General features: G+C 56.5%; 20 protein-coding genes and 1 pseudogene. 14 read left to right on the top strand and 7 right to left on the bottom strand.

The features are described from left to right. The first annotated feature begins 1 nt into the window (after position 1). From GYN01_RS17445 to GYN01_RS17435, 3 genes are all read left to right on the top strand, one after another. Positions 2-1,162 (top strand): ABC transporter ATP-binding protein, encoded by a 1,161-nt coding sequence (locus GYN01_RS17445; RefSeq protein WP_048363437.1) that lies wholly within the window; start codon positions 2-4, stop codon positions 1,160-1,162. A gap of 85 nt (positions 1,163-1,247) precedes the next feature. Next, positions 1,248-2,585, top strand: a complete 1,338-nt coding sequence (locus tag GYN01_RS17440) for a carbohydrate porin (protein ID WP_203307523.1) — start codon at positions 1,248-1,250, stop codon at positions 2,583-2,585. Between the two features lie 97 nt (positions 2,586-2,682). Continuing rightward, entirely contained in the window at positions 2,683-3,546 is an 864-nt protein-coding gene (locus GYN01_RS17435; RefSeq protein ID WP_048363439.1) for a D-hexose-6-phosphate mutarotase, read from the top strand. A gap of 49 nt (positions 3,547-3,595) precedes the next feature. On the opposite strand, the gene GYN01_RS17430 is transcribed toward GYN01_RS17435, so the two are convergent. Next, positions 3,596-4,456 carry a MurR/RpiR family transcriptional regulator gene (locus tag GYN01_RS17430; protein ID WP_173426974.1) on the bottom strand — a complete coding sequence of 287 codons (861 nt, stop codon included), beginning with the start codon at positions 4,454-4,456 and terminating at the stop codon, positions 3,596-3,598. A 207-nt stretch (positions 4,457-4,663) separates the two neighbouring features. On the opposite strand from GYN01_RS17430, the gene zwf reads away from it, so the two are divergent. From zwf to GYN01_RS17415, 3 genes are read left to right on the top strand one after another with little or no spacing between them, the layout of a single operon-like run. Continuing rightward, the gene (zwf, locus tag GYN01_RS17425) at positions 4,664-6,133 is read left to right on the top strand and encodes a glucose-6-phosphate dehydrogenase (RefSeq protein ID WP_048399907.1); all 1,470 of its coding nucleotides are present in this window, start codon (positions 4,664-4,666) and stop codon (positions 6,131-6,133) included. Next, the gene (gene pgl, locus GYN01_RS17420) at positions 6,120-6,833 is read left to right on the top strand and encodes a 6-phosphogluconolactonase (protein ID WP_048399905.1); all 714 of its coding nucleotides are present in this window, start codon (positions 6,120-6,122) and stop codon (positions 6,831-6,833) included. The genes zwf and pgl overlap by 14 nt, the downstream gene beginning before the upstream one ends. 17 nt (positions 6,834-6,850) lie before the next feature. Next, positions 6,851-7,516 carry a bifunctional 4-hydroxy-2-oxoglutarate aldolase/2-dehydro-3-deoxy-phosphogluconate aldolase gene (locus tag GYN01_RS17415; RefSeq protein WP_048363443.1) on the top strand — a complete coding sequence of 222 codons (666 nt, stop codon included), beginning with the start codon at positions 6,851-6,853 and terminating at the stop codon, positions 7,514-7,516. 131 nt (positions 7,517-7,647) lie between these two features. Here GYN01_RS17415 and GYN01_RS17410 read toward each other — a convergent pair whose 3' ends face one another. After that, entirely contained in the window at positions 7,648-8,835 is a 1,188-nt protein-coding gene (locus GYN01_RS17410; protein WP_048399903.1) for an aminotransferase class V-fold PLP-dependent enzyme, read from the bottom strand. 13 nt (positions 8,836-8,848) lie between these two features. Next, a complete protein-coding gene (locus GYN01_RS17405) occupies positions 8,849-9,085 on the bottom strand; it encodes a DUF3820 family protein (protein WP_019693207.1) in 237 nt (78 codons plus the stop codon). Between the two features lie 208 nt (positions 9,086-9,293). Here GYN01_RS17405 and GYN01_RS17400 point away from each other — a divergent pair, with 208 nt between their 5' ends. Further along, complete coding sequence (locus GYN01_RS17400; RefSeq protein WP_048399902.1) at positions 9,294-9,761, top strand: ferritin-like domain-containing protein; 468 nt, start codon at positions 9,294-9,296, stop codon at positions 9,759-9,761. Positions 9,762-9,817: 56 nt separating this feature from the next. On the opposite strand, the gene GYN01_RS17395 is transcribed toward GYN01_RS17400, so the two are convergent. Both GYN01_RS17395 and GYN01_RS17390 read right to left on the bottom strand, forming a co-directional pair. Continuing rightward, positions 9,818-10,288 carry a MaoC family dehydratase gene (locus GYN01_RS17395; RefSeq protein ID WP_047277033.1) on the bottom strand — a complete coding sequence of 157 codons (471 nt, stop codon included), beginning with the start codon at positions 10,286-10,288 and terminating at the stop codon, positions 9,818-9,820. Between the two features lie 74 nt (positions 10,289-10,362). Continuing rightward, on the bottom strand, positions 10,363-11,307 hold the full coding sequence (locus GYN01_RS17390; RefSeq protein WP_048399900.1) for an alpha/beta hydrolase: 945 nt from the start codon (positions 11,305-11,307) through the stop codon (positions 10,363-10,365). 209 nt (positions 11,308-11,516) lie between these two features. Between GYN01_RS17390 and fadD2 the strand changes: the two genes are divergently transcribed. Both fadD2 and fadD1 read left to right on the top strand, forming a co-directional pair. Further along, positions 11,517-13,205, top strand: a complete 1,689-nt coding sequence (gene fadD2 / locus GYN01_RS17385; protein WP_048363447.1) for a long-chain-fatty-acid--CoA ligase FadD2 — start codon at positions 11,517-11,519, stop codon at positions 13,203-13,205. A 350-nt stretch (positions 13,206-13,555) separates the two neighbouring features. Continuing rightward, a complete protein-coding gene (gene fadD1 / locus GYN01_RS17380) occupies positions 13,556-15,247 on the top strand; it encodes a long-chain-fatty-acid--CoA ligase FadD1 (RefSeq protein WP_048399898.1) in 1,692 nt (563 codons plus the stop codon). Between the two features lie 130 nt (positions 15,248-15,377). On the opposite strand, the gene GYN01_RS17375 is transcribed toward fadD1, so the two are convergent. Next, positions 15,378-15,758: a hypothetical protein gene (locus GYN01_RS17375; protein ID WP_048363449.1), complete on the bottom strand. Its 381-nt coding sequence runs from the start codon at positions 15,756-15,758 to the stop codon at positions 15,378-15,380. A 200-nt stretch (positions 15,759-15,958) separates the two neighbouring features. Here GYN01_RS17375 and GYN01_RS17370 point away from each other — a divergent pair, with 200 nt between their 5' ends. The 3 genes from GYN01_RS17370 (at position 15,959) to def (ending at position 17,857) form a co-directional block, all read left to right on the top strand. Next, positions 15,959-16,150 (top strand): CsbD family protein, encoded by a 192-nt coding sequence (locus tag GYN01_RS17370; RefSeq protein WP_048363450.1) that lies wholly within the window; start codon positions 15,959-15,961, stop codon positions 16,148-16,150. 211 nt (positions 16,151-16,361) lie between these two features. Beyond that, the gene (locus tag GYN01_RS17365; RefSeq protein WP_048363451.1) at positions 16,362-17,315 is read left to right on the top strand and encodes a YihY/virulence factor BrkB family protein; all 954 of its coding nucleotides are present in this window, start codon (positions 16,362-16,364) and stop codon (positions 17,313-17,315) included. A gap of 2 nt (positions 17,316-17,317) precedes the next feature. Beyond that, positions 17,318-17,857 carry a peptide deformylase gene (def, locus tag GYN01_RS17360; RefSeq protein WP_048399896.1) on the top strand — a complete coding sequence of 180 codons (540 nt, stop codon included), beginning with the start codon at positions 17,318-17,320 and terminating at the stop codon, positions 17,855-17,857. Between the two features lie 74 nt (positions 17,858-17,931). Here the strand turns inward: def and GYN01_RS17355 are convergent, their stop codons facing one another. After that, the gene (locus GYN01_RS17355) at positions 17,932-18,342 is read right to left on the bottom strand and encodes a GNAT family N-acetyltransferase (protein WP_048399894.1); all 411 of its coding nucleotides are present in this window, start codon (positions 18,340-18,342) and stop codon (positions 17,932-17,934) included. 291 nt (positions 18,343-18,633) lie between these two features. On the opposite strand from GYN01_RS17355, the pseudogene GYN01_RS22740 reads away from it, so the two are divergent. Next, positions 18,634-19,404, top strand: a pseudogene (locus GYN01_RS22740) (PAS domain-containing protein); the annotation flags it as partial. Further along, positions 19,381-19,953 (top strand): methyl-accepting chemotaxis protein, encoded by a 573-nt coding sequence (locus GYN01_RS22735; RefSeq protein ID WP_420850452.1) that lies wholly within the window; start codon positions 19,381-19,383, stop codon positions 19,951-19,953. The pseudogene GYN01_RS22740 and the gene GYN01_RS22735, both read left to right, overlap by 24 nt. The last annotated feature ends 7 nt before the right edge of the window (positions 19,954-19,960 follow it).

The following is a 19,960-nucleotide window of genomic DNA, read 5'->3' as shown; positions in this document are numbered from 1 at the left end:
CATGGCAACGCTCGAATTACGCAACGTCAACAAAACCTACGGCAAAGGTTTGCCCGACACGCTGAAAAACATTGAACTGAAAATCAACGACGGCGAGTTTCTGATTCTGGTCGGGCCTTCGGGCTGCGGTAAATCCACCTTAATGAACTGCATCGCCGGGCTTGAAAGCATCAGCGGTGGTTCGATTCTGGTGGACGACGCTGACATCAGCGGCATGAGCCCCAAGGATCGCGACATCGCCATGGTGTTTCAGTCCTACGCGCTGTACCCGACCATGAACGTGCGGGACAACATCGCGTTTGGCCTCAAGATCCGCAAGATGAGCACCGCCGCCATTGATGAAGAGGTGGCGCGGGTGGCCAAGCTGCTGCAAATCGAACACCTGCTCACGCGCAAGCCGGGGCAGTTGTCGGGTGGCCAGCAGCAGCGGGTGGCGATGGGCAGGGCGCTGGCGAGGCGGCCGAAGATTTATCTGTTTGATGAACCGCTGTCCAACCTCGACGCCAAATTGCGGGTCGAGATGCGCACCGAAATGAAGTTGATGCACCAGCGCCTGAAGACCACCACGGTTTATGTCACCCACGATCAGATCGAAGCCATGACCCTGGGCGACAAAGTGGCGGTGATGAAAGACGGGATCATTCAGCAGTTCGGGACGCCGAAGCAGATCTACAACGATCCGGCCAATTTGTTTGTCGCCAGTTTTATCGGGTCGCCACCGATGAACTTCATCCCGCTGCGTTTGCAGCGCCAGGAAGGACGCCTGCTGGCGCTGCTCGACAGTGGTCAGGCGCGTTGTGAGTTGCCGTTAGGCGTGCGCGACGAGGGCCTTGAAGAGCGTGACGTGATCATCGGCATCCGCGCCGAACAAATCGTGCTGGCGAGCCCTGAGCCGAACGGGTTGCCGACCCTTCGTGCCGAAGTTCAGGTGGTGGAGCCCACCGGCCCGGACACGCTGGTGTTTGTGAACCTCAATGGCAGCAAAGTGTGCTGCCGTCTGGCTCCGGATGACGCGCCTCACGTGGGCGAAAGTCTCAATTTGCAGTTCGATCCTGCGAAAGTGCTACTGTTTGATGCAAACACAGGCGAGCGTCTGGGTGCGATGAGTTCGCCCCAGGCCCAGAGCCGGGCGGATAACGTGGCGCACTTCAAGGGTCGTTGATTCTGTACAGGGAGCCTGTTTTGAGGTGCTCTTTGAGCGGTGCCGCGTTAAACAAAGCCAATAAAAAACAACGAGGATCCAAGGGATGAACAACAGAATGACCCGCACCCGTCTGGCTTGCCAGCTGTCAGCTATTGTTGCGTTAGGACTGGGGGCAAGCAGTGTCTATGCCGACGACGCTTTCAGCGCTGATTCGAAATGGATGACCGGCGACTGGGGCGGTGAACGGACCAGGCTGATCGAGCAGGGCATCGACATCAAGGCCGATTACGTCGGTGAAATGGGTGCCAACCTGCACGGGGGTTACAACAACGACAAGACGGCGCGCTACAGCGACCAGTTCGGTCTGGGCGTGGCGCTCGACCTGCAAAAGCTGTGGGGCTGGGATAACACCCAGGCCAAAATCCAGCTCACCAACCGTAATGGCCAGAACATCTCCAACGACCGCGTGGGCGATCCGCGTGCGGGCACCCTGAGTTCCTCCCAGGAAGTCTACGGCCGTGGGCACATGGTGCGTTTGACCCAATTGTGGATCCAGCATCAGTTCCTCGACGGCAAGCTGGACGTCAAGGCCGGTTACTTCGGCGAAGGCGAAGACTTCAACACGTTCCCCTGCGAGTTCCAGAACCTGGCGTTCTGTGGTTCTCAGGTGGGCAACTGGGCCACCAACATCTGGTACAACTGGCCGGTCAGCCAGGCGGCACTGCGGGTGAAGTACAACATCACCCCCGAGCTTTATGCACAGATCGGCGCGTACAACCAGAACCCGTCGCAGCTTGAGCACGGCAACGGCTTCAAGCTCAGTGGTAGCGGTACCAAGGGCACGGTGCTGCCGGTAGAACTGGTGTGGTCGCCGAAGGTCAACGAGCTGCCGGGCGAATACCGTGTCGGTTACTACAAAAGCACGGCGCCTGCCGACGACGTGAGTGTCGACATCACCAGCACCGGCAAAGACTACCGTGTACGTGACAGCAAGCACGGTTACTGGTTCGTGGTGCAGCAGCAACTCACCACGCACAACGGTGATGCATCGCGCGGCTTGCATATCGCCGCCAACGCCACCTTCCACGACAAGGCCACCAATATCGTCGACAACTACCAGTCGCTGATGTTGGTGTACAAAGGTCCGTTCGACGCCCGCCCCAAAGATGACATCGGCATCGGTGCCGCCCGTATTCACGTCAACGATGACGTGAAGAAAAGCGCCGAGCTGATCAACGCCTCGATCGGTGTCACCGACTACAGCGACGCGTCGTACTCGCCGTTGCGCTCCACCGAGTACAACTACGAACTTAACTATGGCTTCCACGTGACCAACTGGCTGACAGTGCGTCCAAACTTGCAGTACATCGCGCACCCAGGTGGTGTGGACAAGGTTGATAACGCATTGGTGGCCGGTCTGAAAATTCAGTCGACGTTCTAAGTGCGCTAAGCTCCTTGCTTTTCTAGCGGGTAGCCCGGGCTATCCGCTTTTTTTCGGGTCGGCACTACCCGACGCATGATTTTCAGGATTGCGGCACATGCACGAGCATCCGCTTCATCGATTTTTTAAATTCAAACGAGAACAGCCGATCTTCCAATGGGAGCGCTTTCAGCAGCGTGACGTGTTGGTGATTAACCATCCGCATTGCCAGGCGGTGTTCAGCCGTCAAGGTGCGCAACTGTTGCACTTCAAGCCAACCGGTCAAAAACCGTGGCTGTGGTGCGCCGAGAAGTGGCCGCAGGTGGGTGCCATTCGGGGCGGGGTGCCGATTTGCTGGCCTTGGTATGGCCGTCATCCGAGCGAGAATGCGTGGCCGTCTCATGGCTGGGCACGGTTGATCGACTGGAAGCTGCTGGACAGTCAAACAGATGAAGAGGGCGTGAGCCTGCACTGGCGTTTAACGCTGTGCGATTGGCAGGTGGATTTGCATGCGCGCTTGGGCGAAAGCATGGAGTTGCGCCTCAGTACCGAGCATCAGGACGACGAGCCCTGCCAAATGAGTCAGGCGCTGCGCGCTTATTGGCGTATTGGTGATGTTGCCGAGGTAGCGCTGTCTGGGCTGGATGGCGTGATCGGTTATGACCAACTGAACCGCGAAGCTTGCGAGCAAAAAGGCGAGTTGCGGGTGGACGGCGGTTGTCAGCGGGTGTTCCAGCATGACGGTGAAATGCAGCTCAACGATCACGCCTGGCACCGGGCCTTGAGTATTGATACGGGAGACAACGCCAACACCGTGGTCTGGCATCCCGGCAGACGGCCGTTGCTGGGCGTCAGTTGGAGTGAGGTGATGGGGTTTGTGTGTGTCGAGTCCACCAGCGGCAGCACCCGCCAGCAAAGCCTGGCCCCCGGCGAGCAAGCGCACTTGAGCCTGCACGCGCGGGCGGGGCTGTGCAGCGCCTGATCGTCGGTTTTGCGACGCTACGCCGCCGGACGCCGCGACACAGTGGGCACTATTGCAGCTCATCCCCCACGGGGTAACGGCTGGCGTTGAGGCTTTCCTTGATTTTGCGCAAGTGCGGCTGGAAGTCCACGCCACGGCGCAACGTCATGCCGGTGGCCAGCACATCCAGCACGGTGAGCTGGATGATGCGCGAGGTCATGGGCATGTAAATGTCCGTGTCTTCGGGCAGCGGGATATTCAGGCTCAATGTACTGGCCTTGGCCAGTGGCGAATTTTCGGCGGTCAGTCCCAATACCGAGGCGCCGTTGGCCCGTGCAATACGAGCCACTTCAACCAGTTCGCGGGTACGACCGGTGTAAGAAATAATCACAAACAACTCACCCGTGTGGGCCACCGAGGCAATCATGCGCTGCATGAGTACGTCGGCATGCGCCGTGACGGCCAGGTTGAAGCGAAAGAACTTGTGCTGTGCATCCAGTGCTACGGGCGCTGAGGCACCCAGCCCGAAAAAGTGAATCTGCCGCGCTTGAATCAGCAAGTCCACGGCGCGGCTGATCAGGTTGGGGTCCAGCGCCTGGCAGGCACTGTCGAGCGAGGCGATGGCACTGCCGAAAATCTTTTGTGTGTAGGCCTCAGGGTTGTCGTCGGCTTCAACCGCGCGGCTGACATAGGCGGCGCCACTGGCCAGACTTTGCGCCAGTTGCAGTTTGAGCTCCGGGTAACCGCTGACACCAAACGAGCGGCAAAACCGGTTGACCGTCGGTTCACTGACCGACGCGGCCTGCGCCAGCGCCGCGATGCTGAAACGCGTCGCCTGCTGCGGGTTTTGCAGAATCACTTCGGCCACTTTACGCTCGGCTTTGTTCAGCTCTTCGAGGCGGCCTTTGATTTGTTCAAGTAAATTTCGCACGCGGTCCATTTATGTTCCTTGGGGCGTCGATGCAAGAGCTTGGCTGTAATGCGGCTCTGGAAGGTGGCCTATCCTACTGATGGCCCGATACGACCACTAGTAGCAATCTGTATTTAGAGAAAATGTTGTGTTTATTACTACATTTCTCCTTGAGTGATGCCTTGAAAAAAGGTATTTGTAGCTTAACTTGATAAAAGAACCAACATCATGTCTTCGATTACGGTTGAACCGTGCACCTTTGCCTTGTTTGGCGCCTTGGGCGATCTGGCACTGCGCAAATTGTTCCCTGCTTTATATCAACTGGATCGCGCCGGTCTGCTGCATGACGACACGCGCATTCTGGCACTGGCTCGCGAGCCGGGCGATGCGCTCACGCACCTGGCCCATATCGACAGCCAACTGCGTCAGTACGTCGGCGACAAGGAAATCGAAGACGCAGCACTCAACCGCTTTGTGGCCCGCCTGAGCTACCTGCATGTGGACTTTCTCAAGGCTGAAGACTACCTCGCGTTGGCAGAACAGGCCGGGACGGCACAACGCCTGATCGCCTATTTCGCCACGCCTGCGGCGGTGTACGGGGCCATTTGCGAAAACCTGTCAAAGGTCGGCCTGACGGACAACGCCCGTGTGGTGCTCGAAAAGCCCATCGGTTCGGACCTCGAGTCCTCGCGCAAGGTGAACGACGCCGTGGCGCAGTTCTTCCCTGAGACGCGCATTTACCGCATCGACCACTACCTGGGCAAAGACACCGTACAAAACCTGATTGCGCTGCGTTTTGCCAACAGCCTGTTTGAAACCCAGTGGAACCAGCGCTACATCTCCCACGTAGAAATCACCGTGGCCGAGAAAGTCGGCATTGAAGGGCGCTGGGGTTATTTCGACAAGGCTGGCCAACTGCGCGACATGATTCAAAACCACCTGTTGCAGCTCTTGTGCCTGATTGCGATGGACCCGCCTGCGGACCTCTCGGCCGACAGCATCCGCGACGAGAAGGTCAAGGTGCTCAAGGCGCTGGCGCCCATTACGGCCGAAGGCTTGACCACGCAAGTGGTGCGCGGCCAGTACATTGCGGGCTACAGCGAAGGGCAGTCGGTGCCGGGTTATCTGGAGGAAGAAAACTCCAACACCCAGAGCGACACCGAAACCTTCGTCGCCCTGCGTGCTGACATTCGCAACTGGCGTTGGGCGGGCGTGCCGTTTTACCTGCGCACCGGCAAACGCATGCCGCAGAAGCTGTCGCAGATCGTCATTCACTTCAAAGAGCCTTCGCACTACATCTTTGCCCCCGAGCAGCGTCTGCAAATCGGCAACAAGCTGATCATTCGTCTGCAACCGGACGAAGGCATTTCCTTGCGGGTGATGACCAAAGACCAAGGTTTGGACAAGGGCATGCAGCTACGCAGCGGCCCGTTGCAGTTGAATTTTTCTGACACTTATCGCAGCTCGCGGGTGCCGGATGCCTACGAGCGTCTGTTGCTCGAAGTGATGCGCGGTAATCAGAACCTGTTTGTACGCAAAGATGAAATTGAAGCGGCATGGACCTGGTGCGACCAGTTGATCGCGGGCTGGAAGAAGTCGGGCGATGCGCCGAAGCCTTACGCGGCGGGGTCCTGGGGGCCGATGAGTTCCATTGCATTGATTACGCGAGACGGGAGGTCCTGGTATGGCGATATCTGATTTGAAACTGCCTGCGGGTGTAACGGCGCACACGTTCAACGCACCAGCGGTGCTGGCTGAGGCGTTGGCTAAAACGGTCGCCGGGCAACTGAATGACGCGATCACTGCACAGGGTGTTGCCACCTTGGTGGTGTCGGGCGGTCGCAGTCCGGTGGCGTTTTTTCAGCGCCTGATCGAGCAGCCTGTCGATTGGTCCAAGGTGGTGGTCAGCCTGGCAGATGAGCGTTGGGTGCCAGTGGAGCATGCCGACAGCAATGCCGGACTGCTCAAGCAGCATTTGCTTAAAGGCCCGGCAGCCAAAGCGCGTTTTTTGGGGTTGTACAACGTTGCCCCCACACTGGACGCGGCAGCCGAACAGGCTGACCGCCAGTTGGCCGAATTACCGCCAATCGACGTGCTGATTCTGGGCATGGGCGATGACGGGCATACCGCCTCGCTGTTCCCTGCCAGCCCGAACCTCAAGCAAGCCCTGGACCTTGATAACCCGCGTCGTTGCTGGCCGATGAGGGCGCCGACGGTACCGCATCAGCGTCTGAGCATGAGCCGCCACCTGTTGAGCACTGCAAAGCACACGGTGCTGTCGGTACAGGGGCAGGCCAAATTGAACACTCTTACCGATGCGTTGGCGGGCGATGATGTTGCTGCTTTGCCGATTCGTGCCTTTTTGCAACCTACGTTAGAGATTTACTGGTGCCCATGAGCCAAGGATCAGCTGCCATGAAAATAACCACCCCGAACGTATCGATGGCCGAGAAAGTCGCCCTGATCGACGCGCTGTGTGCCAAGGCTCGTATTTTGCCGGTGATCACCATCGCCCGTAAGCAGGACATCCTGCCGCTGGCGGATGCGTTGGCTGCCGGTGGCCTCAATGCCCTTGAGGTCACTTTGCGCTCGGAGTTTGGTCTGGAAGCGATTCGCGTGCTGCGTGATCAGCGACCGGAGCTGATGACCGGTGCAGGCACTATTCTGGATCGCCACATGCTGGCGGCGGCAGAAGAAGCCGGCTCGCAGTTTATCGTCACGCCGGGTATTACCCGCGACTTGCTAGAGGCCAGCGTTGCCAGCGACATTCCGCTGTTGCCGGGCATCAGCAACGCGTCGGGGATCATGGAAGGTTATGGCTTGGGCTATCGCCGTTTTAAATTGTTTCCGGCTGAAGTCAGCGGCGGAGTGGCGGCCATCAAGGCGCTGGGCGGTCCGTTTGGCGAGGTGAAATTCTGCCCGACAGGCGGCGTCAGTCCGGCCAACATCCGCAGTTACATGGCGTTGAAAAACGTAATGTGTGTGGGCGGTAGCTGGATGCTAGACAGCGAATGGATCAAAAACGGTGACTGGGCGCGTATTCAGGAATGCACGGCCGAGGCATTGGCGCTGCTGGATTGAGTGTTTTGTAACAGGTTTGTTGTGTGATCTACGGTTTTTGGTGCGCTTGGTCGGCGCACCTTTTTTTTGCCTGCTTTTTACGTGCGGTACCAAAGCCCTCACCTAACCCTAGCGCGGTGGGTGAGGGGATTCTAGCCTTGCGCCAGCTCGCGCAACGCCCGGATCAACTGGTTGATGTCATCCAGCGTGGTGGCAAAACCCACGGTAATACGGATGCAACTGCCACAGGCAGACCCCTCACGCGCCACCGTGAACAGGTTGTAGTCCTTGAGCAGGCGCTCGACCATCGGCTGTTGGTCGTCCACATGGGTAAAGCGCAGCGAAGTGATGGCGCCGTTCAGTCGCGGGTCGTCTGGCGTCAGCACTTCAATGCCAGGCAGTTTGCGCGCTTCACCCACCCACAGGTTGCGCAAATACGTGAGCCGTGCCCCCTTGGCTTTCGCCCCGCCCAGATCAATGTGCTCTTGCAACACTTTGGGCAAGGTCAGCCAGGCTGCAATGTTGGCGGTGCCGTAAGGCGAGCGGTTACGGATGTCGGGTTCGGGATAACGCTGGTTGCCCATGTCCGGCGCAATGTCGGCCAAGCGCTGCGGGTCGATGTACATAAAACCCAGCGTCAACGGGGCGCCGATCCATTTGTGCAGGTTGTAACCTGCAAACGCCACACCCATCGCAGGCAGGTCAAAGTCGATTTGTCCCAGTGCATGGGCGCCATCGAGTATCACGTCAACCCCGTGCGCACTGGCCAGTTCGACAATGGCCTGGACCGGCAACACCAGCCCGGTGCGATGGGTGACATGGGTCAATGCCATCAGTTTGATACGCGGGTGCTGGGCGAACGCCTGGCGATAGCTCTCCAGCAGGCTTTCATAGGTGGCGGGATGACGGTGGGTGATTTCGATCACTTCAAGCCCGCGCTGTTGTGCCACCCAGCGCATGGCGTACTCAACGCTGTGGTACTCCAGATCACAGATCAACAACTGATCGCCGGGCTGCAAGCCTTGGTAGTTGCGGATAAGCGATTGCAGGGCATCTGACGCGCAGTTGGTCAGTGCAATGCTGGCGTGATTGACCTTGAGCATGTCCGCAAGTTGATTACGAATGTCCAGGTTTTGCGTGTGATCGAAGCACTGGCGCACATGCACCGAGTTGCTGCGGTTAATAAACTCGATATTGCGCTGGTAATCCTGTGCGACCCCACGGGTCATGCGCCCGAAATAGCCGTTTTCCAGGTTGATGGGGCCGGGTGCCAGGTCGTAGCGCTGTGCAATGGCGTGCCAGAAGTGTTCGTCGCGGGCGTTGTCTTCAATCCTTGGCATGGGAGGTGCTCTATCAATGGCGAGGTTTGGGTTTTCCGTGTTTAGCGCGCAACGGGTCCAGCAGGTCTGACAGACCGTTGTGATCAATTTCTTGCATCAAGGCCAGCAGGCCGCCCAACTCGCCGTGTGGAAAGCCTTCACGCGCAAACCAGTTCAGGTACTGGCCGGGGAGGTCAGCAATGATCCGGCCTTTGTATTTGCCAAATGGCATTTCGCGGGTCACCAGCAGTTCGAGTTTTTCGGGGTTCATGCGCGAGCCTTCGAGTACGTGAAACGTGTAAATGGAAAATACAGGCATTCTGCATGCAGGCCAATTGACAGTTCATGCAAAAAAACCGGATACAGTTTTGTATGTTATTTTTAAGTTATTGTTCTATAAGGTATTTTTTTAAATTCTAAGCTGGCACGGGCCATGCACTCTCTATTGCACGATCCTCAACCTTGTAAGGAATTGAACAATGACTGACCTCAATAAAGAAGCCATTAGCGTCCTGAACGATCTGATCGAAACCAGCAAGGATGGCCAGGAAGGTTTCAAATCGTGCGCTGAAGACATCAAGCACCCGGAACTCAAAGCACTGTTTGTAAAACGTTCGGTTGATTGCGCCACTGCTGCCGCTGAACTGCAAGCCCAGGTGCGCGCGTTGGGTGGGGATCCTGAAACCAGCACCAGCGTGGCCGGTGACTTGCACCGTCGTTGGGTGGATGTGAAATCTATCTTCACGGGCAAAGACGAAGAGGCGGTGCTCAATGAAGCTGAGCGCGGTGAAGACCATGCGCTGAAAGCTTACAGAGAGGCGCTGGAAAAAATTGCAAAACACAACCTGGTGGGGATCCGTGACCTGATAGAGCGCCAATACCACGGCGTACAACGCAATCACGATCAGGTTAAAGTGCTGCGCGATCAGGCCCGTGCTCGTTCTTGAGTGCTATCTGAATGCATGAAAAACGCCGGCTAGCCGGCGTTTTTTTATGCCCCGAATCAGCCAATGCTGATGGCTGGCAGTGTTGGCAACGTGACCGTTTGCTGTTTGCGCGGTGCCAGGATCTCGGCTTCGCCATCCACCACCAACTCATCGCGCTGGTTAAACACGCGGGTCGCAATGCGTACGCGAAACTTGGGCAGCTTTTCGAGAATTTCCAAACGCACGGTCAAGGTATCGCCAATTTTTACCGGTTTTTGAAAGCTCATTTGCTGGCCGATATAGATGGTGCCCGGCCCCGGTAATTCACAGGCCACCGCGGCACTGATCAACGCACCACTGAACATGCCGTGCGCAATACGCTCTTTGAACATGGTGGCGGCGGCAAATTCAGGGTCCAAGTGTACCGGGTTGTGGTCGCCGGACATGGCCGCAAACAACTGAATGTCGCGCTCTTCGACGGTTTTGCTGTAGCTGGCCGTCTGGCCGACTTCGAGGGCTTCGTACGGGGTGTTGGTAACCTGGGTCATGTAGCGCATGTCCTGTGACGAGTGTTTAATTTCAAATGTTTGATTTTAAAGGCTTTAATAGTTTTTGTGACGACTCATTCGCTGCGTGCGGGCCGCGGGTGCATCAGGGCCTGGTTCAGCCAGGCGATCACATCGCTCGTGACAGCATCGCGATTGGTCTCATTAAAGAGTTCGTGCCGTGCCTGCGGGTAAACCTTCAATTGCACATGGCGGTTGCCCGCCTTGCGCAGCGCATTGGTCAGATCAGTGAGACGCTTGCCCTCACTGACCGGATCACATTCGCCGCCCATGACCAGTATTGGCAGGCTCGGATCGATCTGTGACAGGTTGGAGGCCTTGCTGATTTGCTGCAAGCCGCCCAGCAGATCAATCCAGAACTGATTGGTGCAGCGAAACCCGCAAAGTGGGTCAGCCGTATAGGCATCCACTTCGCCCGGATCGCGGCTCAGCCAGTCATAGGGCGTGCGGTTGGGTTTGAACGCTTTGTTAAAAGAGCCGAACGACAGCCACTCGATCAGGGCGCTGCGGCCTTTGGGGCCTTGGCGCCAACGTTCAACACGGGCAATCAGGCGCGCGGCCCGATACAACAGGACAGGTTGATAGTTTGAAGCGCTGAGTATCGCGCCGTGCACGCTGGCGCTGTGGTGCAGTAAATACGATTGGGCGATGTAACTGCCCATGCTGTGCCCCAGCAAAAAAACTGCAATGTCAGGGTGCGTCTGATTGATGTGCTGTTGCAGGTTGGCGACATCACTGACCACGGCGCACCAGCCCTCCTCATCGGCAAAGTAGCCCAAGGTGCCGCGTTCCGCCGTTTTGCCATGCCCGCGCTGATCGTGGGCATACAGCGCAAAGCCGGCCGCGCACAGGGCGTTACCGAGTCGTTCATAGCGGGCGCTGTGCTCAGCCATGCCATGTGCCATTAACACGATGGCTTTGGGCGTGCCAGCAGGCAGCCACCGTCTGACATACAGACTGCTGCGATCATTTGCATCCAGCCAAAAACTGTCAGAAGCCATGATGATTCCTTCGTCCTGAATCCTTGCAGTGTATAGCGCATTCGCAGTCTCACCAGCGAACACACCCGCTCGCAACAAAACGATTCAAGATGTAAATGGCGAAGATCGCTGTGTTTGCCTACAACTTGAGAACTGTTAACGTCCGCAGGTTCCGCTTTTGATTGCATGAAAGAGGCGGCCAGGCATGCTCAGGTAAGAGGATAAAAATAATGCAACCTGATTTCTGGAATGACAAACGTCCGGCCGGTGTACCGCTGGACATTGATATGACGGCCTTCAAGTCGGTCGTCGATGTGTTTGAACGCTCCTGCAAGAAATTTGCAGACCGGCCGGCCTTCAGCAATCTTGGCGTGACCCTGACGTACGCTGAACTTGAGCGTCACAGCGCGGCTTTTGCCGGCTACTTGCAACAGCACACCGACCTTAAACCAGGCGATCGCATTGCGGTGCAAATGCCCAATGTGTTGCAGTACCCGATTGCGGTGTTTGGTGCGCTGCGCGCGGGGCTGGTGGTGGTCAACACCAACCCGTTGTACACCTCGCGCGAAATGCGCCATCAGTTCAAAAGCGCGGGCATTCGTGCGCTGGTGTATCTGAATATGTTTGGCAAGCGCGTGCAGGAAGTGCTGGAAGACACCGACATCGACTTTCTGATTGAAGCCAAAATGGGCGACATGATGCCGGCCGTCAAAGGGTGGGTGACCAACCTGGTGGTCGATAAGGTCAAAAAACTGGTGCCGCCTTACAGTGTCCCCCGGGCCATTTCATTCAAGAGCGTCCTGCATCTGGGGGCGGGGCAATCCATCCAGCCGGTGACATCGACACTCGATGATATTGCCGTGCTGCAATACACCGGGGGCACCACAGGGCTGCCCAAAGGCGCGATGCTGACCCACGCCAACCTGGTCGCCAACATGCAGCAAGTGCGCGCCTGCCTGTCGCAGCATGACGCGCAGGGGCAGCCGATCCTGCGCGACGGTCGCGAGATCATGATTGCGCCGTTGCCGCTCTACCATATCTATGCATTCACAGCCAATTGCATGTGCATGATGGTGACGGGTAACCACAACGTACTGATCACCAACCCGCGTGACATCAAGGGTTTTATCAAAGAGCTGAAGAACTGGCGCTTTACCGCGTTTCTTGGGCTTAACACGCTGTTCGTAGCACTGATGGATCACCCGGACTTCAAGACGCTGGATTTCTCCGGGCTTAAAGTCACCAACTCGGGCGGCACGGCATTGGTCAAAGCCACGGCCGAACGTTGGGAAAAACTCACCGCTTGTCGCATCGTCGAGGGTTACGGCCTGACCGAAACTTCGCCGGTGGCCAGTGCCAACCCGTGTGGCTCTTTGGCGCGCCTGGGCACGGTCGGCATGCCTGTACCGGGCACGGCGATGAAGGTCATCAGCGATGAGGGTGTCGATTTGGGCCTGGGTGAACGGGGCGAGTTGTGCGTTAAAGGCCCCCAGGTGATGAAAGGTTACTGGCAAAACCCGCAGGCCACGACTGAAGTGCTGGATGCCGAAGGCTGGTTCAAGACCGGTGACGTGGCGGTGATTGATCCTGATGGCTTTGTGCGCATTGTCGACCGTAAAAAAGACCTGATCATCGTGTCGGGCTTCAACGTGTACCCCAATGAGATCGAAGACATCGTCATGGCCCACCCCAAGGTGGCGAACTGCGCGGTGATTGGCGTGCCGGATGACCGCACCGGTGAGGCGGTCAAACTTTTCGTGGTGGCGCGCGCCGGTGGCGTAACGGTCGAAGAACTCAAGGCCTACTGCAAAGACAACTTCACCGGCTACAAAGTACCCAAGCAAATTGTGCTGCGCGATTCACTGCCCATGACCCCTGTGGGCAAGATCCTGCGCCGCGAGTTGCGTGATAACGCCTGATTCGTTCAACCAGGCGACAAGCGCCCGCTTGCCTTGTGCCAGCGGGCGTTTTTATGGGTGTTTATAAAACTGGAATATCCGCACGAATCGCCCTGCAAAGCCCGTAATAGAAGGCTTCGATACGATGTTGAGTTTTTATTCTAATGATGACTTAGGATTGTCCTACAGTCAGGTTGGTTACTTTGCAGGCCATCTTTGGCTCTAGGCGACCTTTGGCAAAGCTGCTACTCTCGGCGCGCTTTGTGACTTCTCGGTAAGTAAAAAGCCAGAGTTATCAATTATAAAAATCAAACAAATAATAACCGCATCAAATGCGGTGAAGAATTCGCGTCGCTGAGGAGTGGGCTTCCATGTTTCAAGGCTTTTGGAAGGATAAGTACCCAGCTGGGATTGCTGCTGAAATCAATCCAGACGAATACCCAAATATCCAGACGGTATTGCAACAATCTTGCCAGCGCTTCGCCGACAAACCGGCGTTCAGCAACCTGGGCAAAACCCTCACCTACGGTGAGCTTTACGCACTCTCGGGTGACTTTGCGGCCTACCTGCAACAGCACACCGACCTGCAACCCGGCGATCGCATCGCTGTCATGTTGCCCAATTTGCTGCAATACCCCGTCGCTGTGTTCGGAGCCATCCGCGCCGGTTTGATCGTGGTCAACACCAACCCGCTGTACACCGCGCGGGAAATGGAACACCAATTCAAAGACTCTGGCGCCAAGGCGCTGGTGTGTCTGGCGAACATGGCGCACCTGGCTGAAAAAGTCGTGCCGAAAACGTCGGTCAAACATGTATTCGTCACCGAAGTGGCTGACATGCTCTCGCCGTTCAAGCGTGTGCTGATCAATAGCGTCATCAAGTACGTGAAAAAGATGGTGCCGGCCTACCACATGCCTAATGCCATCAAGTTCAATGATGTACTGAGCAAAGGCCATGGTCAGCCGGTCAAGGAAGCCAATCCGCTGAGCAGTGATGTGGCCGTGTTGCAGTACACCGGCGGCACCACAGGCGTGGCCAAGGGAGCGATGCTGACCCACCGCAACCTGATCGCCAACATGCTGCAATGCAAAGCGTTGATGGGTTCCAACCTCAATGAAGGCTGTGAAATCCTGATCACGCCATTGCCGCTGTACCACATCTACGCGTTTACCTTTCACTGCATGGCCATGATGCTGATCGGTAACCATAACGTGTTGATCAGCAACCCGCGTGACCTGTCTGCGATGGTCAAAGAACTGTCGAAATGGAAATTCAGCGGCTTTGTCGGCCTTAACACGTTGTTTGTGGCGTTGTGCAATAACGAGGCGTTTCGCAAGCTCGATTTCTCGGCACTCAAGGTGACGTTGTCAGGCGGTATGGCTTTGCAACTGTCGGTGGCTGAGCGCTGGAAAGCGGTGACCGGTTGCCCGATTTGTGAAGGCTATGGCATGACCGAAACCAGCCCGGTGGCGTCGGTGAATCCGATCCAGAACATCCAGGCGGGCACTATCGGGATTCCGGTGCCGTCGACTTTGTGCAAAGTCATCAACGACGCCGGTGAAGAGTTACCATTGGGCGAAATTGGCGAGCTGTGCATTAAAGGCCCGCAAGTGATGAAGGGTTATTGGGAGCGTCCTGACGCCACCGACGAAATCATGGACAGCGATGGCTGGTTGAAGTCAGGCGATATCGCCGTCATTCAGCCCGATGGCTACATGCGCATCGTTGACCGCAAAAAAGACATGATTCTGGTCTCGGGCTTCAATGTGTACCCCAACGAGCTGGAAGACGTGATGGCCTCGTTGCCGGGCGTATTGCAATCGGCGGCGATCGGCATTCCGGATGAGAAAACCGGTGAACTGATCAAGGTGTTCATTGTGGTCAAGCCGGGTATGACGTTGACCAAGGATCAGGTCATGGCCCACATGCGCGCCAACCTGACGGCGTACAAAGCGCCAAAAATCGTCGAGTTCCGTGATGCCTTGCCGACCACCAACGTGGGCAAGATCTTGCGCCGCGAGTTACGTGATGAAGAGCTGAAAAAGCTCGGCCTGAAAAAGTAACGGCCCGTCTACAACAAAGCCCCGCAGTGCGGGGCTTTGTTGTTTTTGCAGCGGTGATCGTAAACGCGGATCCGCGTTTAATCAGGGCCGTGGCGACTCCTGATGGTACGACAGCCTTTTGAGGCTGTACTTACTTCTGCAAAAACTGCGCGAAGTTTACGCCTGTACCCGCGGGACGTACGTCTTGCAGGTACGAGTCCTTGTCAGCACTGAGCTCCAGGCTCATGGTCGGCGTGCGCTTGTGGGTCGCGCGTACCACCATGCCTTCGCGCTTTTCACGCAAGAACGCGGTGGTCACTTTCAAGTGCAGCAGTTCATCTGTGCTCGGCGTGTGCAGCAGCAAATGCACCCATTCATATTGACCAACAGCCAGGCGGGCCAGCGGAATGTCGAACCACCAAATATTTTTGTTGGTATTCAGCGCTGCGAAGTGACCGTTGTTGACGCCGATCACGGCACCGCCCAGTTCCTGGTTTCTGCGGGCAATGGCCTGCTTTTTATCGAGTTTCATAACCTTCCTACAATTCTGGATCTTCAGCGCCATAGCCTGAATACGTCGCGCATTCTCGGGGGTTAGCGGGCAAACATAAAGCTCAACCTGCGCTGAGCGATGAAATGAGTGACAGAAAATAAATGAAACTCTGTTCAAGCAGCTCAGGTCAATCTCTGTGTCGAGGTTATGACATCCGAAATTTCACTAGGAGAAATCCCATGAGCAGCACTGGCGATAAGATCAAAGGCATGGCGAACGAAGCAGTAGGCAATGTCAAGCAAACGGTAGGCAAAGCCACTGACAACGACAAGCTGCGTACAGAAGGCAAGGCTCAGGAGCTCAAAGGCGAAGGCCAGCAGGCGGTCGGCAAAGTCAAAGAGGCGGTAAAAAATACCGTCGACAAAGCCTGAGAGTGCACCTGTCCATAAGGCGCCAAGCGGGCCTGAGGAAGTGATAGACGGCCATCCTGGGATGGCCGTTTTCATATGTTTGAGTTTTGATATGTTTGAATTGCACATGTTTCCAAAGTCGCCAACTCGACTACTTTGAGGTAAAACCCCTGAGTTGAAGTCGTTGAATGGCTTGTTAAATACCCTCATTAGAGCGGCGAAAGGAGACGCTATGTTATTTCCGGTCTTGAATGGCCTGCCGTTGGGCAAAGTACTGATCCGCACGGTCAAGGAATTCATTGACGACGAAATGTCGACCTACGCGTCTGCGTTGGCGTATCAAATGTTGTTTTCGTTGTTTCCGTTCATTTTGTTCTTGATTGCACTGATCGGCTTTTTGCATCTGCCGGACTTCTTCACCTGGCTGCGCTTGCAATCTGAGCTGGTGCTGCCGCCTCAGGCGCTGGAACAGGTCAACCCTGTCATCGACCAGTTGCAGCAGTCCAAGGGCGGGTTGCTTTCGGTGGGTATCGTGATTGCCTTGTGGACGGCCTCCGCTGGCGTGCGCCTGATGATGAGCGCCATGAATGCGGCCTACGACGTGGTCGAGGGGCGGCCAATCTGGAAGCGTTTTCCGCTGTCGATTTTCTACACCATCGGCATTGCCGGCATGTTGCTGGCGGCAGCGGCGTTGATGGTGCTTGGCCCGCAAGTCATGAGCTGGCTGGCCGGGCAGGTGGGGCTGGAAGACTTTGTGGTGACGTTGTGGACGATTTTGCGTTGGCCGGTGATTGTGCTGCTGTTGATGGTGGCCGTGGCCGTGATGTATTACGTGATGCCCGACGTCGAGCAGAAGTTTCGTTTCATTACGCCGGGTTCGGTACTGGCGGTGGTGGTATGGATTGTGGCGTCATTGGGCTTTGCCTTTTACGTCAAAACCTTTGCCGACTACAACGCCATGTATGGCAGCATCGGGGCCATCATCGTGCTGTTGCTGTACTTCTACATCTCGGCGGCCGTGTTGTTGTTAGGCGCTGAAATGAATGCAGTGATTGAACACATGTCGGCGGAAGGCAAGGACCCCGGGGAAAAGACCTTCGATGAAGCAGACGACCCTGATCCCAAGCAGCATGTCAGCGGCCTTGGCCGCGACCACTCTCTCAAACCCACTTCTGATGAAGCCTGACTATGATTCGTGAAATTCTGAAAATGGGCGATGAGCGCCTGCTGCACGTTGCCAAGCCGGTGCCGGATGACATGTTCGACAGCCCGCAACTCTGGCAGCTGATCGATGACATGTTGCAGACCATGGAGCATGCGGGCGGCGTGGGTTTGGCGGCGCCGCAGATCGGGGTTGATCTGCAATTGGTGATTTTTGGCTTTGAGCACAGCGAACGCTACCCCGATGCAGAAGCGGTACCGCAAACCATCTTGATCAATCCATTGATCACGCCGTTGAGCCCAGTTCTTGAAGAGGACTGGGAAGGCTGCTTGTCCGTACCGGGTTTGCGTGGCGCAGTGCAGCGTTATCAGCGCATTCGCTACGAGGGGTTCAGCCCTAAAGGCGAGCCGATTGTGCGTGAAGCCGAGGGTTTTCATGCGCGAGTGGTGCAGCATGAGTGCGATCACCTGATTGGCCGTCTGTACCCGTCACGCATCAAGGACTTCAATAAGTTTGGCTTCATCGACGTGCTGTTCCCGGAACTGGAAGCCGGCACTCAGGCGTAAACCTCGTAATCGGTAGTCGCTGGCGCAGGCTGCGAGCCTTTCAGCCCTCGCAGCCTCGCGCGACTCAACAGCGGCTACAGGCCAATCCCCAGCGCGATCATTGCCTTGTTGCGCTGGTAGCGAACTAACCGCTCGTGCAATGCCTGCGGCAACTCGGCCTCCAGCGTAAATCCCAGCCCTTCATAAAAACCTTGCAGCTCAGGGTCGCAGAATAACCACACAGGCCCGTCGCAGGCTGTGACCGCCCGGTTCACCAGCGCAGCTGCCACCCCTTGTTTACGCGACAGCGGTGCGACGAATAAACCCGTCAACCAAAAGCCATGCGCCTGGGTGCGCAGGCACAAGCCGGCAATGATCTCATCTCCACGGGCGACCCATAATTGAGCGTCTTTGACGGCTTTCATCGACGATTGGTGGCTGCGGTAAAACTTGTTCAGCAAGGGCCACTGAGGGGCTTCAAGCAAGGCATAAGTAATTGCGGTCATGGTCAAGCGTCATGGGTTGAAGGCGGCGCAGTATAACCAAAGCACCCACGCACGTGACGCATCGTCCACGTGCGAACTTTCTTCAGAGTGGGCGTTCCGTCGCATTCTGATGGCAATTGGCTTGCAGCCTAATGTTGACTGGCTATGCTCGGTATTTACGGGGCTTGAACTTTCATTGCTTCAATCCCGGGGTTGCGTACGGCTCTCGCGTTACGAGCTAAAAGCGCAGGCGGTTTGTTGTGTCTTGAAGCGTATGAATTATCAATAGACAGCATCTCCAGGGATTGAGCCATGTTTGATTTACATCGCAAAGCCGACCTGCTTGAAAATCAACGCCTGAGTTGTTCTCTGAGCGATATGAAGGCCAAGGTATTGGCCATCAGTCGATCGATGGCCATTATTGAATTTGCCCCCGATGGCACCATCCTCGAAGCCAACGACAACTTTTGCCGGGTGATGGGGTATCCCGCGGAAGAGATCCGTGGCAAACATCACCGGCTGTTTTGCGAAGAGCCTTACACCCGAACCGCAGAATACGCCCAGTTCTGGCGTGACCTTGCGCGCGGGGAACCCATGAGCGGTACTTACCTGCGTCTCGATAAATCGGGTCGTGAGGTGTGGCTTGAAGCCAGTTACATGCCAATCGTTGGCGCGGACCGGCAGGTCACCAGCGTCATCAAAGTGGCGTCAGATATCACTGAGCGCATCCACAAAGAGCATGAAAACGAAAGCATCGTGAATGCCTTGAGCCGCTCAATGGCCTTGATCGAGTTTTCGCCGGACGGGCACGTGATTAACGCTAACCAGAACTTCCTCAACACGATGCATTATTCGTTGGGCGAGATTGTTGGCCAGCACCACAGTATGTTTTGCAAACCCAGCGAGCGTGAGTCAGCCGGCTATAAAGCGTTCTGGGCGTCACTCAATCGTGGCGAAGTGCACTCCCGGCGTTTTGAGCGGGTGGACAAATACGGGCATACGGTTTTTCTGGAGGCGTCCTACAACCCGATCTTCGATGCCAAGGGCCGCCTCTACAAAGTGGTGAAGTTTGCCAGTGACATCACCGCCCAAGTGACCCATCTGCAAACAGCGGCGGAGTCAGCCCACAGCACGTCTGTGCAAAACGATGCCTGTGCGCAGAAAGGTTCGCAGGTGGTTCAACAAACCGTGCAAATCATCGAGGCCATTTCCAGGGACTTGAACGAGGCAGCGCAGAGCATTGATGCGGTGAGCAAGCAGTCGGACATCATCGGCAAAATCGTGCAAACCATTCGCGGCATTGCCGATCAGACCAACTTGCTGGCCTTGAATGCGGCCATTGAAGCTGCCAGGGCGGGGGAGCATGGGCGCGGTTTTGCCGTGGTCGCCGATGAGGTCAGAAGCCTGGCCGCCCGCACCAGTGCCGCCACGATAGAAATCGTCGAGGTGGTGCGCAAAAACCACGACCTGTCACTCAGTGCAGTGAACAGCATGCAGTCGAGCTTGAGTCGAACCGGGCTTGGGGTTGAACTGGCGAATGAAGCGGGCGAGGCTATTTTGGAGATCCAGCAAGGTTCCCGGCATGTGGTCGATGCCATCAGCCAGTTCAACTCCTCGCTACAGTTGCACTGAGTCTCGC

It is taken from the genome of Pseudomonas weihenstephanensis (genome assembly GCF_016812185.1).
Lineage (GTDB): Bacteria > Pseudomonadota > Gammaproteobacteria > Pseudomonadales > Pseudomonadaceae > Aquipseudomonas > Aquipseudomonas weihenstephanensis.
This window is presented reverse-complemented; position numbering and strand designations above follow the sequence as displayed.